The sequence below is a fragment of the Specibacter cremeus genome, assembly GCF_003946885.1.
Taxonomy (GTDB): Bacteria; Actinomycetota; Actinomycetes; order Actinomycetales; family Micrococcaceae; genus Specibacter; species Specibacter cremeus.
This window is the reverse complement of sequence record NZ_RWKQ01000002.1, coordinates 14,257-26,620: the sequence shown is the minus strand read 5'-3', so window position 1 is coordinate 26,620 and position 12,364 is coordinate 14,257. Positions and strand designations below refer to the sequence as shown.

The 12,364-nt window shown below is 68.6% G+C and carries 13 protein-coding genes and 1 pseudogene; 6 read left to right on the top strand and 8 right to left on the bottom strand.

The features are described 5' to 3' along the window. Positions 1–2: 2 nt before the first annotated feature. Together EJC77_RS00815 and sigE are read right to left on the bottom strand one after the other, a co-directional pair. The gene (locus EJC77_RS00815) at positions 3–467 is read right to left on the bottom strand and encodes a twin-arginine translocase TatA/TatE family subunit (protein WP_125609678.1); all 465 of its coding nucleotides are present in this window, start codon (positions 465–467) and stop codon (positions 3–5) included. A 37-nt stretch (positions 468–504) separates the two neighbouring features. Then, a complete protein-coding gene (gene sigE, locus EJC77_RS00810; RefSeq protein WP_125609677.1) occupies positions 505–1,146 on the bottom strand; it encodes an RNA polymerase sigma factor SigE in 642 nt (213 codons plus the stop codon). A gap of 164 nt (positions 1,147–1,310) precedes the next feature. Between sigE and EJC77_RS00805 the strand changes: the two genes are divergently transcribed. Together EJC77_RS00805 and EJC77_RS00800 are read left to right on the top strand one after the other, a co-directional pair. Further along, complete coding sequence (locus tag EJC77_RS00805) at positions 1,311–1,943, top strand: O-methyltransferase (RefSeq protein ID WP_125609676.1); 633 nt, start codon at positions 1,311–1,313, stop codon at positions 1,941–1,943. A gap of 88 nt (positions 1,944–2,031) precedes the next feature. Beyond that, the gene (locus EJC77_RS00800) at positions 2,032–3,663 is read left to right on the top strand and encodes a S53 family peptidase (RefSeq protein ID WP_125609675.1); all 1,632 of its coding nucleotides are present in this window, start codon (positions 2,032–2,034) and stop codon (positions 3,661–3,663) included. A 63-nt stretch (positions 3,664–3,726) separates the two neighbouring features. On the opposite strand, the gene EJC77_RS00795 is transcribed toward EJC77_RS00800, so the two are convergent. Continuing rightward, positions 3,727–4,623 (bottom strand): helix-turn-helix transcriptional regulator, encoded by an 897-nt coding sequence (locus EJC77_RS00795; RefSeq protein ID WP_125609674.1) that lies wholly within the window; start codon positions 4,621–4,623, stop codon positions 3,727–3,729. 137 nt (positions 4,624–4,760) lie between these two features. Between EJC77_RS00795 and EJC77_RS20240 the strand changes: the two are divergent. After that, positions 4,761–5,557: pseudogene (locus EJC77_RS20240) on the top strand (zinc-binding dehydrogenase); the annotation flags it as partial. 18 nt (positions 5,558–5,575) lie between these two features. Continuing rightward, positions 5,576–6,811 carry a multidrug effflux MFS transporter gene (locus tag EJC77_RS00790; protein WP_240629639.1) on the top strand — a complete coding sequence of 412 codons (1,236 nt, stop codon included), beginning with the start codon at positions 5,576–5,578 and terminating at the stop codon, positions 6,809–6,811. A 295-nt stretch (positions 6,812–7,106) separates the two neighbouring features. Here the strand turns inward: EJC77_RS00790 and EJC77_RS00785 are convergent, their stop codons facing one another. The 5 genes from EJC77_RS00785 to EJC77_RS00765 form a co-directional block, all read right to left on the bottom strand. Next, positions 7,107–7,274, bottom strand: coding sequence for a DUF3117 domain-containing protein (locus EJC77_RS00785; protein WP_125609673.1), 168 nt, complete (start codon positions 7,272–7,274; stop codon positions 7,107–7,109). A gap of 148 nt (positions 7,275–7,422) precedes the next feature. After that, positions 7,423–8,670: a hypothetical protein gene (locus tag EJC77_RS00780; RefSeq protein WP_240629608.1), complete on the bottom strand. Its 1,248-nt coding sequence runs from the start codon at positions 8,668–8,670 to the stop codon at positions 7,423–7,425. Further along, positions 8,667–9,257: a DNA-3-methyladenine glycosylase I gene (locus EJC77_RS00775; RefSeq protein ID WP_125609672.1), complete on the bottom strand. Its 591-nt coding sequence runs from the start codon at positions 9,255–9,257 to the stop codon at positions 8,667–8,669. The genes EJC77_RS00780 and EJC77_RS00775 overlap by 4 nt, the downstream gene beginning before the upstream one ends. Continuing rightward, positions 9,254–9,598 carry a DivIVA domain-containing protein gene (locus EJC77_RS00770; protein ID WP_125609671.1) on the bottom strand — a complete coding sequence of 115 codons (345 nt, stop codon included), beginning with the start codon at positions 9,596–9,598 and terminating at the stop codon, positions 9,254–9,256. Before EJC77_RS00770 ends, EJC77_RS00775 begins: the two co-directional genes overlap by 4 nt. A 57-nt stretch (positions 9,599–9,655) precedes the next feature. Further along, on the bottom strand, positions 9,656–10,444 hold the full coding sequence (locus EJC77_RS00765; RefSeq protein WP_125609670.1) for an LOG family protein: 789 nt from the start codon (positions 10,442–10,444) through the stop codon (positions 9,656–9,658). A gap of 120 nt (positions 10,445–10,564) precedes the next feature. On the opposite strand from EJC77_RS00765, the gene EJC77_RS00760 reads away from it, so the two are divergent. Both EJC77_RS00760 and EJC77_RS00755 read left to right on the top strand, forming a co-directional pair. Next, positions 10,565–11,320 carry an amino acid ABC transporter ATP-binding protein gene (locus EJC77_RS00760; protein WP_125609669.1) on the top strand — a complete coding sequence of 252 codons (756 nt, stop codon included), beginning with the start codon at positions 10,565–10,567 and terminating at the stop codon, positions 11,318–11,320. A 72-nt stretch (positions 11,321–11,392) separates the two neighbouring features. Further along, a complete protein-coding gene (locus EJC77_RS00755) occupies positions 11,393–12,289 on the top strand; it encodes a glutamate ABC transporter substrate-binding protein (protein ID WP_205786739.1) in 897 nt (298 codons plus the stop codon). The last annotated feature ends 75 nt before the right edge of the window (positions 12,290–12,364 follow it).

The window sequence follows — 12,364 nt, the reverse complement described above, 5'->3', positions numbered from 1 at the left end:
GGTTACGTCGCCTCGATGTCGAACGGGGCGCGCTGGCCCTCGGCCAGGCGTTCCACCACGGGCCCTGCCGTGGCACCCACCGTGACGGCCGGCTGGGGGGCGGGCCCGTCGTCGTTCGTTTCCGCCGGCCTGGCGGACTCCTCGTCACGGCCCATCATGGCCGCGAGCGCGGCCGCCGGCGCCGTCTTGGCGGACTTCAGGGTCTCGACATCGTCCTCGTCGAGCAGCGCGTCGCGGATGATGCGGCGCGGATCGTACTGGCGCGGGTCCAGCTTCTTCCAATCGATGTCATCGATATCAATCCCGGCCTCATCCTTGATGGTTTCGCGCGCGCCGGAAGCCATCTTGCGGGCCTCGCGGATCAGGTTCTTCGTCTTTTCCAGGTACTCGGGCAGACGTTGGGGACCGATCACCAGCAGGGCCACCGCGATGATGATCAGCAGCTCGGGGGTATTGATACCAAACACGTTAGGAAGATTACCTTGTCTGTCTGGAAAGCGGCGATCAGTGGGCGCCCATGGCGCGCGGCCGCAACCGCGACGGCTTCTTCGGCGGTTCGCCCTGGTGCCGGGGGGCGCGGGCGGCCAGCGACTCGCGCAGCATGGCGCGGCCGCGGTGGATGCGCGACCGGACCGTGCCCAGCTTGATGTCCAGGGCCCGGGCCACCTCGTCGTAGGACAGCCCCTCCATGTCGCACAGGACGACGGCGGCACGGAAGTCCGGTGGCAAAGCGTCCAGCGCGGCCTGCACGTCCAGGTCCAGGTTGTTGTGTTCGAAGGACCGCTCCGGACCGGGGTCGCTGCCGGGCAGGCGGGACTCCGCGTCCTCGGCCAGCGCGTCGAAACGGATGCGCTGCCTGCGCCGGGCCTGGTCGAGGAACAGGTTCGTGGTGATGCGGTGCAGCCACCCGTCCAGGGTGCCCGGCTTGAATTTGGCCAACGACTTGAACACGCGGACAAAGACCTCCTGGGTGAGGTCCTCGGCGTCGTACTTGTTGCCGGTCAGGCGGTAGGCGAGCCGGAAGATCTGCGCCGAATGGTTCCTGACGACTTCCTCCCACGTCGGCGGCGTCCACTCGGGCGCGGGAGACGCATTCGCGGGCGAGAGTACGGTCGCGTGCGCAACTGGGCTGGCCGGTGTCCCCATGACCGCACCTCATTTCTCGAAGGAGATTTTAGTTTTCCAAAGCATTCTGGGGGTTCGCTGGATTCTTGGCCCGATTCAGCCATAAGCGCACGGCGGTCGCCTTTTCGGTAGTGTTGGGGGCACCGGCCGCACAGGTCATTTCACGAGTTGAGGATCCATCATTCATGAGCGCCGACAAGTCCACCAGCTGGTCCTACGCCGAGGGGTTGCCCGTCGAGGACGAGGTGCTGCGGCGTGCCCGTGAACGCTCGCATGAGCTGGGCCTGTTCCCCGTCAGCGCCGGCGTCTCGGCCGCGTTGACGGTGCTGGCTGCGTCGTCGAAGGCGCAGACGGCCGTCGAGGTCGGCACCGGGGCCGGCGTCTCCGGGGTGGCGCTGCTGCGCGGCATGGGCCCCAGGGCCGTGCTGACCACCATCGACCCGGACGTGGAGCACCTGAAGGCGGCCCGCGAGGCGTTCGCCGAGGTCGGGTTCCCGGCCAACCGCACGCGCACAATCTCCGGCCGCGGCCAGGATGTGCTGCCCCGGTTGACGGACGGCGCCTACGATCTGGTGTTCATCGACGCCGACAAGCCCAGCTTCCCGGACTATGTCAGCCAGGCCGTGCGGCTGCTGAAGGCCGGCGGGCTGCTGGTCGTCAACGACGCCCTCGACAAGGACCGCGTCTCCGATCCTGCCATCCGGGAGGCGAGCACGGTCGTCCTGCGCCGAGTCGGCAAGATGATCCGCGACAACGATTCCCTCGTTTCTGCCATGCTGCCCACCGGCGACGGGCTGCTGCTGGCCGTCAAGAGGTAACGAACGGGTCACACCCGCGGCCGCGACGTGCGGTGTCCGCTGCCAATTCGTTCTCGACTTTGCCTGGGCACAAGAGTAGATGTGTTCCATGGAGAGCACACCAGCGCAACCGGACCTGCCGTCCGTCGACCTTCGCCCACTGCCCGGCAGCGAGCGGCCGCCCGCGGAGGGATTCAACGCCGCCGGCGCGGCGCCACCGCCACCCGGGTCGGCCATCACCGCCACCTTGGTGCTGCGCCGCAAGGCAGAGCCCGACGACGGCGCCTTCCTTGTGCCGTTGTCCACCGCCGAACTGTCCGCCGCCTATGGCGCCGACCCGGCCGACCTGGCCCTCGTCGTCGAGACGATGCGCTCGCTGGGGGTGGACGTCGTCGCCGAGGACGCGGCGTCCCGCCGGGTGACGGTGAGCGGATCGGCACGACTGCTCGGCCACGTGTTCGGCACGGACCTGCTGGAGGTGGAAACGCCCGGGCCCGGACCGAACCTGCGCCGGCGCACCGGCGACCTGAGCGTCCCCGCCGCCCTCGACGGCGTCGTGACGGCCGTGCTGGGCCTGGACAACCGGCCGCAGGCCCGGGTCAAGTTCCGCGTCGCCCCGGCCGCGGCGGGCGCCACCTCCTACACGCCGCTGCAGCTTGGCGACGCGTACCAGTTCCCGGCCGGCGCGGATGGTACCGGGACCAGCATCGCCATCATCGAACTGGGCGGCGGGTTCGCCCAATCCGAACTGGACACCTACTTCGGCGGGCTGGGCGTCACCCGCGCCCCGATCACGGCCGTCGGCGTCGACGGTGCCACCAACGTGCCGGGCCAGGACCCGCAGGGCGCGGACGGCGAGGTGCTGCTCGACATCGAGGTGGCCGGCGCCCTGGCGCCGGGGGCGAACATCGTCGTGTATTTCGCGCCGAACACGGACGCCGGGTTCCTGAACGCCGTGTCCCAGGCCGCGCACGCCTCGCCCACGCCGGCGGCCATGAGCATCAGCTGGGGGCAGAGCGAGGATTCGTGGACGGACCAGGCCCGCACGGCCATGGACCAGGCGTTCGCCGACGCCGCGCTGCTGGGCGTGTCGGTGACGGCGGCCGCGGGCGACGACGGCAGCGCCGACCGGGTGCCGGGGAACCAGCCGCACGCGGATTTCCCGGCGTCGAGCCCGCACGTGCTGGGTTGCGGCGGGACCCGGCTGGAGGCCTCGGGGGCCAAGGTGGTCTCCGAGACGGTGTGGAATGACGGCGCGGGTCGCGGTGCCACCGGCGGCGGTGTGAGCCGGCACTTCGCCCTGCCGTCCTGGCAGCAGGCCTCCAATGTGCCGCTGCTCAACGGCAAGCCGGGCCGCGGGGTCCCGGACGTGGCCGCGGTGGCCGATCCCCAGACCGGCTACCAGGTGCTGGTGGACGGACAGCGCATGGTGATCGGCGGGACGAGCGCCGTCGCCCCGCTGTGGGCGGCCCTGCTCTCGCGCATTGCCGGGGCGAACGGCAAGCCGCTGGGACTCGTGGCGGCCCGGCTGTACTCACCCGCCGTCGCGTCGGGCACGCCGCAAGGTTTCCGCGACATCACCGTCGGCAACAACGGCGCCTACGCGGCCGGCGCGGGCTGGGACGCATGCACCGGCCTGGGCGTGCCGATCGGCACGGCCCTGGCCACCCTGCTGGGCGCGGTGCCGGCCCCCACGCCAACGCCGCCACCCCCGCCGAAGCGCAAGCACAAGAAGCATTAGGTGGGCTGAGTCCGGTGCAATTCAGGCTGCGGCAGGGGAAGGCTTCGTAAGGGCAGTTCGCGTTCAGGGCCGATGAACGTCTTGTGGTTGGGTTGCGCCGGCAAGGTCTTGGATTCGTTCGGTTGCGGCCCAACTGGCGAGCAGGCGGAGGCGTTCATCGGATGGGGATCCGGGCACGGCCGGGTAGACGGTGAGGGTGAAGCCAGGGTCTTCGGCGAGCTCCATGGCTTCGTAGGCGAGTTCGAGTTCTCCCACGACCGGGTGGCGGAAAACTTTGGTCCCGGCATAATGGCGCCGGACGTTGTGGGCGGCCCAGCGCGTCCGGAATTCTTCGCTGCGCATGGACAGTTCTCCGACGAGGTCGGCCAGGCGTTTGTCGAAGGGGTTGCGCCCGTTCTGCGTGCGCAGGATTGCCACGTTGGTATTGGCTGCCAGCTCCCAGTCGGGGTAAAAGTCCCGGGCTCTGGGGTCGAGGAAGATGAACCGGGAGTGGTTGGCGGGCCGTGCGGATCCGCGGTACATCTCCGAGTACAGGGCATAGCCGAGCTGGTTGGCGGCCACGATGTCCATGTGGTGGTTGCCTATGAAGGCCGGCGCGGCCGTGATGGAGTCAAGCATGAATTGCAGGGTCGGGCGGACAGTCCCGCTTTGGAGGGGGCGGCGGGTCTTGCCGGAAGGGCTGGCTGCACGGGCAAGGTTGTAGAGGTGGTCGCGTTCGGCGTCGTCGAGCTTCAGCGCCCTGGCGATGGCGTCGAGAACACTTTCGGAGGTACCGGCCAGGTTGCCGCGCTCAAGCTTTGTGTAGTAGTCCACGCTGACCCCGGCGAGCATCGCAACCTCTTCACGGCGCAGACCGGGAACCCGGCGGCGTCCGCCAATGAGCGTCAGCCCGGCCATTTCCGGCGTGATCTTGGCTCGTCTGGAGGCGAGGAACTCGCGCACGTCCATCCTGTTGTCCACTCATCCACGCTACCCCGGAGCGGCAGACCGTAGGGAGGTACTCCCAGAACCCGGATAAGCAGAGCCCTCGCTAGGAATGGCGTGACCCTGTTGCATTGAACATGTTCCCCCAAACCCGCCCCTGAAGGGAGACCGCGATGCGCGGTGTGGTCATGCACGCCCCCGGTGACGTGCGAGTCCAGGCATTGGACGAACCGATCATCCTCAGCCCAACCGATGCGATCATCCGCCTGGCTGCGACCTGCGTCTGCGGCTCGGACCTGTGGCCCTACCGGGGAGCCGATGCCGTGGACAGCCCCCGGCCGATGGGCCACGAGTACGCCGGCGTCGTCGTCGAGGTCGGTGACGACGTGAAGAGCATCAAGCCGGGCGACTTTGTCGTCGGTTCCTTCTTCGCCTCGGACAACACCTGCGAGATCTGCCGCTCCGGCTACCAGAGCTCCTGCCTCCACCGGGAAGGGCCCCAGGGCGCCCAGGACGAGCCTCTGCGGGTCCCACTCGCGGACGGCACCCTGGTCGGCACTCCGGGCAACCCGTCGGAAGACCTTATCCCAAGCCTGCTCGCCGCTTCGGCTGTGTTCGGCACCGGATGGTTCGGTGCCGTTGCCGCCCAGGTAGGCCCCGGCAAGACCGCCGCAGTCGTCGGGGACGGTGCCGTCGGTCTTCTCGCTGTCCTCGCCGCCAAGCAGCTCGGTGCCGAGAAAATCATCGCCATGAGCCGCCACGAATACCGCCAAAAACTCGCTCTCGAATTCGGCGCGACTGACATCGTCACTGAACGCGGCGACGAAGGTGTTGCCAAGTCAAGGCACTCACCGGAGGCCTCGGTGCGCACTCGGTCATCGAGGCCGTCGGGACCCAGGAGTCCATGATGCAGGCCATCCGCGCCACCCGCCCAGCATCCTCCGCCCAAAATCTTGGGCCATGCCATGACCACCAGAACGGAGCCAGCGTGACCGCCACCGACACCCCTGCGCCCGCACGCGAACAGACCGTCGGCCGCCCGCTGGCGGTCGTGCTCGGCCTGCTGACAATCTTCGGTCCAATCTCCATGGACTTATACCTGCCCGTCCTTCCAGCCCTCACCGCGGAGCTTCAAAGCACGACATCAGTGGCGCAGCTGACAATCACTGCCTGCCTGCTCGGCCTGGCCATGGGCCAGGTGATCGCCGGCCCCCTCTCGGACCGCTTCGGCCGCCGAACGCCGCTGCTGATCGGAGTCATCGCCTACACCGTCACATCGGCCCTGTGCGCGCTCAGCCCAACCATCGAAACGCTCATCATCGCGAGGTTCGTCCAGGGACTGGCCGGCGCCGTGGGCATCGTGATCGCCCAAGCTGCCGGCCGGGACGTCTACTCGGGCGGCACGCTGCTTCGTTACTACGGCCGCCTGACCGTGCTCGGCGGACTTGCCGCCATCATCGGCCCCGTCATCGGCGGCCAACTCGCAGCCGTCACAGACTGGCGCGGAGTCTTCCTGTTCCTCGCAGCCGTCGGCGTTGCCATCCTCGTGGCGTCCTTGGTGGTCTTCCAGGAGACGCTGCCGGCCAGCCGGCGCATCACCGGAGGGTTCTCCCACACCCTAAACGACTTCCGCCAACTCCTTGCCGACCGGGTGTTCGTTGGAGCCGTGCTGATCACCGGCTTCACATACTCCGCGATCTTCGCCTATCTGAGCGGGGCAACCTACATCCTCCAAGGCATCTATGGGCTCTCCCCGCAGGGCTACTCATTCGCATTCGGCCTGAACTCCCTGGGCTTCATGACCTTTGGGTTCATCGCCGGCCGTCTGGCTGAACGGTGGTCCGAAAAAGGAACTCTCACCGCTGGCCTGGTCATGGCCGTCTCCGGCGCCCTGGGCCTGCTCGCGACCGCACTCCTGCACCTACCCCTGGCCGCCATCATCCTGTCCCTGTTCACCATGGTCAGCGGAGTGGCCGTGACCAGCCCGCCGGCCACGTCACTCGCGCTAAAGGACTATCCCGACATCGCCGGCACAGCCTCCTCGCTCCTGGGCCTGGCCCGGTTCGCCTTCGGCGGCCTCGCCGCACCCCTGGTCGGCATCGGCGGCGCCCACGATCCGGTTCCCTTCGGCATCGTCGCATCCGCCTCCGCGGCAGCGGCTGCACTCTGCCTTGGACTGGTCGGCAGGCGCCGCAAAGATCAACATGCCGAAGGCAGGAGCTAAGCCACCCTGCGTGGACATTTGGGCATGGCCGCCGTCGTCAACAACAGCACTTGACAGGGAAGGCCCCGTCCCGAAATTGGGACGGAGCCTTCCTTGTTGGAGTCAGCCCAGGGACCCCTTCCTAAACCGTGCGCTCCGGTGGACACCCCCGGGGGGTCCTGGGCCCACGCGCCCGAGGGACCCCGAGTCCGGCTCGCTTGCGAGCTTGCGAACGTTGGGAGGGCGTTGGGCCCACGCGCCCGAGGGGCCCCGAGTCCGGCTCGCTTGCGAGCCGGACTCGGGGAGGGCGCGGGGACTACTCGGTGACCCCGACCAGGCATTCCTTCAGGTTTACGGCCTCGTCCGAGTTCATCTCGACAACAAGGCGTCCGCCGCCCTCCAGGGGCAACCGGAGGATCAGGCTGCGCCCTTCCTTGGTCACTTCCATTGGACCGTCGCCGGTTCTCGGTTTCATGGCCGCCATCAGGATTTCCCCTTTTCCTAGTCCATCTCTTGGGTCCAACGGTATCGAATCCAGGCTTTTTCGCCGGGGCCCCGTTTGTGTTGGTTTGCTCACACCATTATTCCGTACTTGCGGGTTCGGAGCGAATCGGGGGGCGCGACGGCCCGGGCTACGGCGGGTAGTCGCCTCCGCCGGGCAGTTCGGTCCAGCGCCACAGCCAGGCGACCCAGACGATCTGCAACAGCACGAAGAACACGAGCACGGCGCCCCGGTACGCCCGCGACCGGGACAGGTGGGCCGCCGCCAGGCCCAGCGGGAAGAACGGCAGCATCATGCGGAACGTGCTCGTCTGCGGGTCCAGCACGGCCAACAGGTACAGCAGGTACACCGCGCACCACAGGCGCAGGTCCGGGCCCAGGCGCACCACGGGGCGCGAGGTCAGGTAGAGCACGGCCAGGGCGGCGAGCAGCACCGGCAGCAGCCAGCCCCACAACGGGCCGGCCAGCCCGGCGCCGGCGTCGAACCAGGGCTTGAACAGCACCAACGTGTGCCCGCGCCACGACGTTTCGGTGTCCATGTAGGCGCGCATGTCCCCCGTGGCCGCCCATGCGATGACCGGCCAGGCGACGGCCGCGACGGCGGCGCCCACGAGCAACACCGCCCCGGAAGCCAGCTCGGCGCCGGGGAACGGATCCTTCCGGCGGTTCCACCAGCGCAGCGCCAGGTGCAGGCCGACGACGGCGGCGAACGGCACACCGGTGGGCCGGGAAAAGCCCATCAGCACAACCATGGGCAGGGCCGCCCAATAGTTGCGCGCCGACAGCAGGTACAGGGCGGCGGCCAGCAGCAGCAGGTTCAGCGATTCGGCGTACGGCACCTGCAGGATGGGCGACGCCGGGAAGGTGAACACGAACGCCGTGCCCCACAGGGCGGTCGCCGGCTCGGCGAAGCGGCGGAACAGGACAAACACCATGAGGGCAGCGGCCCACGCGGCCGCGAACGCGACCAGTGGCGCCGCGACCTCCCAGCCGAGCCCGGTCACGGCGTTGAGCCCGCGCACCAGCAGCGGGAACAGCGGGTAGAACGCCCACGCGTTCGTCTGGACGGCGCCGTCGTCGCCGCGCGGCAGCACCGACGGGTACCCGCCGGAGAAGATGCGCTGGTACCACTCGCTGTCCCAGATCCCGATGAACTGCAGGTACCCGGGCTGGCCCGCACCCCACGGGCTGGGGCCCTGGTGCAGGGCCACGCCGAGGAAGATCCAGTACGCGACCAGCCGGGTGGCCAGGAACAGCAGGCTGACCTTGGCCCACCAGGGCGCCCGGCGCAACGGATCCGTGCCCCGGCGCACCGCCCCGAACAGGACGCCGTTGAGGGTCGGCGCCGCGGCGCGCACGTCGGGTTCCACCCGGGTCACGTGGTCCGGCCGGCCGCGTCGTGCACCCAGCAGCCGGGCGCATGGTCGTCCACCAGCCCGATCGCCTGCATCATGGCATACGCGGTCGTCGGCCCCACGAAGCGGAACCCGTTCCTCTTCAATTCCTTCGCCAGGGCCACGGACTCGGGCGTGCTGTCGGGCACCGGATCGGTGGCCGGACGCGGCGCCGCCGGGGCGTGCGCGGCCACGATCGACGCCAGCGTCGTGCCGTCCGGCAGGGCCAGGAGGGCACGCGCATTGGCGATCGTGGCGTTGATCTTGGCCGCGTTGCGCACAATGCCGGCATCGTCCAGGAGCCGCGCGACGTCGTCGTCCGTGAAGGCGGCGACGGCGTGCGGATCGAACCCGGCAAAGGCGGTGCGGAACGCGTCCCGCTTGCGCAGGATCGTGATCCAGCTCAGCCCCGACTGGAACGCCTCCAGGCTCAGCCGCTCGAACATGTCCCGCTCCCCCGAGACGGGCCGGCCCCATTCGGTGTCATGGTAGCGCTGGTACAGTTCGTCGGTCTCGATGCCCTGCCAGGGGCAGCGGGCCAGCCCGTCGGAACCGACGACGACGGCGCTCACGCCGGCCCCCGCTCGACGCCGCCCGGCGCCTCACTGCCGGACGCGAGCCGGGCCTGCAGCTCGGTGATCTGCCGGTCCCGTTCCGCCAACTGGTCGCGCAGCGTGTCCAGGACCTCGTCGACCTGGTCCATCCGGTAGCCGCGCAGGCCCAGGGCGAACCGCAGCCTGTCGACGTCCGCCGGGACCGGATCGGCCGGCAACAGGACGGGGGGCAGGTTGGCCACGGGATCGGCGAGGCCGTCCCGCAGGAGGGCGGCGTCCGGGTCCGGACGCCGCAGGCCCACCACGTACAGGGCAACACCGCCGGCCACCAGCAGGGCCACGAAGACCAGGAAATACATCACCGTTCCATGGTGCCAGACCGGCCCGGGAAATGGCGGGTCAGCCGGGCGCCGGCGTCAGTCCTCGATGCGCTGGCGCCACGCCTCGACCTGCTCGCGCACGCCACCCGCCATGACCAGGTCCACGGCCTCCTCGGCCGAGTCCACCAGCTTGACGATGTCCACGTCCTCGGCGGACACCACGCCCTCATCGACCATGGTGGTGCGGATCCAGTCCAGCACCGGGCGCCAGAAATCCGTCCCGATCAGCACGATCGGGAACTGCGTGACCTTGCGTGTCTGCACAAGCACCATGGCCTCGAACAGTTCGTCCAGCGTGCCGAGGCCGCCGGGCAGCACGATGAAACCCTGGGCGTACTTGACGAACATGGTCTTGCGGGCGAAAAAGTAGCGGAAGTCCACACCCAACCCCACCCACTGGTTCATGCCCTGCTCGAACGGCAGCTCGATGCCGAGGCCCACCGACAGGCCGCCGGCCTCGCGTGCACCCTTGTTGGCCGCCTCCATCGAGCCGGGCCCGCCGCCGGTGATGACGGCGACTTCCTGCTCGGCCAGCAGCCGGCCCACCTCGACGCCGACCTGGTAGCCGACGCTGCCCGGTTTCGTGCGGGCGGAGCCGAACACGCTGACGGCCGGGCCGATGTTGGACAACGCGTCGAAGCCCTGAACGAACTCGCTCTGGATGCGCATGACGCGCCACGGGTCCGTGTGCGTGAATTCGCCGCCCAGCTTGGACTTGAGCAGCCGGGCATCGGAGGTGGTGCCGTCGACGTCGACGCGTTTCCAGCTGCCTCGGCGCAGGATGGCTGCCGATCCGGGCCGGTTGGATTCGATGGGTGCGCTCATCCCCCTAGGCTATGCCACGGCGCGGCCAACGCGGCAGCGGGACGTATCGAACACGTTACGATCCGCGACCGATTGCGATTTGGGTTATCCGGCCGGGCGCATGTTGGTAGATTCGAGGCCATGACAAGCCCTGAACAGCCGCAACCACTGGTGGATCTGCAAGCAGTCAACAAGCACTTCGGTCCGCTGCATGTGCTGCGGGACATCAACCTGCAGGTCAAGCGCGGCGAGGTCGTCGTGGTGATCGGGCCGTCGGGGTCCGGCAAGTCCACGCTGTGCCGCGCCATCAACCGGCTGGAGACCATCGACACCGGCACCATCACGATCGACGGCAAGACGCTGCCGTCGGAGGGCAAGGAACTGGCGCACCTGCGGGCCGACGTCGGCATGGTGTTCCAGTCGTTCAACCTGTTCGCGCACAAGACCATCCTGGAGAACGTGACGCTCGGGCCGATCAAGGTCAAGGGCGCATCCAAGGCCGACGCCGAGGAGCAGGCCCGTGCGTTGCTCGAGCGCGTCGGGGTGGGCCAGCAGGCCGACAAGCTGCCGGCGCAGCTCTCCGGCGGCCAGCAGCAGCGCGTCGCCATCGCCCGGGCCCTGGCCATGAAGCCGAAGGTCATGCTGTTCGATGAGCCGACCAGCGCCCTGGACCCGGAGATGATCAACGAGGTGCTGGACGTGATGATCGAGCTGGCCCGCGAGGGCATGACCATGGTCGTCGTCACACACGAGATGGGCTTCGCCCGGAAGGCCGCGGACCGGGTCGTCTTCATGGCCGACGGGCAGATCGTCGAGGACGCCAAACCGGAGGACTTCTTCACGAACCCGCAGAGCGCCCGGGCCAAGGACTTCCTCTCCAAGATCCTCACCCACTAACAGGTTTCGACGCCGGGCCCGCCCGGCACCACTCGCACGGCCGGTCTCACGGCCGTTCACGAAAGGAACACCATGAAAAACTTCCTGACCAGGAAACGCCTGGGCGCCACTGCCCTGCTCGCGACGGCCGCCCTGGCGCTCAGTGCGTGCGGCGGCAGCGGCACGACGACGCCGGGGACCGAAAGCGGCCCGTCGTACGCCGTGGCCAAGGATGTCAAACTCACCGGCAGCCCGACCTTCGACAAGATGAAGTCCAACGGGAAAGTCCGCATCGGCGTCAAGCAGGACCAGCCCGGACTCGGCTTCAAGGATGCGGCCACGGGCGAGTACAGCGGCTTCGACATCGAGATCGCGCGCTGGACCGCCGCGTCGCTGGGCTTCGGCACGGACAAGATCGAATTCAAGCCGATCCCGTCCGCGAACCGCGAGTCCGCTCTGGCCAACGGCGACATCGACCTGTACGTGGGCACCTACTCCATCACCGACAAGCGCAAGAAGCTCGTCGACTTCGCCGGCCCGTACTTCATCACCGGCCAGGGCCTGCTGGTGAAGAAGAGCAACGACACGATCAAGAGCGAGAAGGACCTGGCCGGCAAGAACGTGTGCTCGGCCACCGGGTCCACGCCGATCCAGAACATCAAGGCCAACTTCCCCAACACGAAGACCACCGAGTTCGACACGTACTCGAAGTGCGTTGACGCGCTCAAGAGCGGCACGGTCGACGCGGTGACCACCGACCAGGCCATCCTGCTCGGCTATGCGTCCCAGGACCCGGCCACCCTGAAGGTCGTCGGCGAGCCGTTCACGGTGGAGAAGTACGGCGTCGGCCTGCCCAAGGGCGACACCGCGCTGCGCACGTTCATCAACGAGATGTTCACCAATGGCGGGGCAACCTGGACGAAGATCTTCGACAGCACGCTGGGCAAGTCCGGCACCAAGGTGGAGCAGCCGAAGGTCGACCAGTACTAGGCCTGCCCCGGTTGCCGGTGCCGGTGGTGCGGCCCCCTGGCCGCACCACCGGCACCTCCCATTCCCCTTGATTCA

Excerpts from the sequence above, each read along its gene's own strand:
- EJC77_RS00765 (WP_125609670.1), bottom strand. The coding sequence starts at position 10,444 with ATGAGCGCACCCATCGAATCCAACCGGCCCGGATCGGCAGCCATCCTG.
- EJC77_RS00805 (WP_125609676.1), top strand. The coding sequence starts at position 1,311 with ATGAGCGCCGACAAGTCCACCAGCTGGTCCTACGCCGAGGGGTTGCCC.
- EJC77_RS00770 (WP_125609671.1), bottom strand. The coding sequence starts at position 9,598 with ATGTATTTCCTGGTCTTCGTGGCCCTGCTGGTGGCCGGCGGTGTTGCC.
- EJC77_RS00785 (WP_125609673.1), bottom strand. The coding sequence starts at position 7,274 with ATGGCGGCCATGAAACCGAGAACCGGCGACGGTCCAATGGAAGTGACC.
- EJC77_RS00760 (WP_125609669.1), top strand. The coding sequence starts at position 10,565 with ATGACAAGCCCTGAACAGCCGCAACCACTGGTGGATCTGCAAGCAGTC.
- EJC77_RS00800 (WP_125609675.1), top strand. The coding sequence starts at position 2,032 with ATGGAGAGCACACCAGCGCAACCGGACCTGCCGTCCGTCGACCTTCGC.
- EJC77_RS00755 (WP_205786739.1), top strand. The coding sequence starts at position 11,393 with ATGAAAAACTTCCTGACCAGGAAACGCCTGGGCGCCACTGCCCTGCTC.
- sigE (WP_125609677.1), bottom strand. The coding sequence starts at position 1,146 with ATGGGGACACCGGCCAGCCCAGTTGCGCACGCGACCGTACTCTCGCCC.